Source organism: Pseudomonas sp. NY15435 (assembly GCF_048068295.1).
Classification (GTDB): Bacteria; Pseudomonadota; Gammaproteobacteria; order Pseudomonadales; family Pseudomonadaceae; genus Pseudomonas.
In genome coordinates this window covers 1-238 of sequence record NZ_JBLUQA010000045.1, presented here as the reverse complement: position 1 = coordinate 238, position 238 = coordinate 1, and the positions used below count along the sequence as shown (strand labels likewise).

Genomic DNA, 238 nt, shown 5'->3' with positions numbered 1-238 from the left:
TTGCCGAACTGGTCGAGAAACTGAAGAACGAGGCGAAAGTAATCTGATGGCTATCCTGGTAATCGCTGAGCACAACAACGGCGCACTGGGCGCTGCCACTCTGAACACTGTCGCTGCCGCGCAGAAGATCGGTGGTGACATCGCTGTCCTGGTCGCTGGCCAGAACGTCGGTGGCGTAGCCGAAGCTGCTGCCAAGATCGCTGGTGTTTCCAAGGTGCTGGTCGCCGACAACGCCGCC

1 pseudogene is annotated in these 238 nt (G+C 59.7%); it reads left to right on the top strand.

Features of this window, described 5'->3' with window-relative positions:
• Positions 1-46 precede the first annotated feature (46 nt).
• A pseudogene (locus ACNFH5_RS30650) lies at positions 47-238 on the top strand (electron transfer flavoprotein subunit alpha/FixB family protein); the annotation flags it as partial.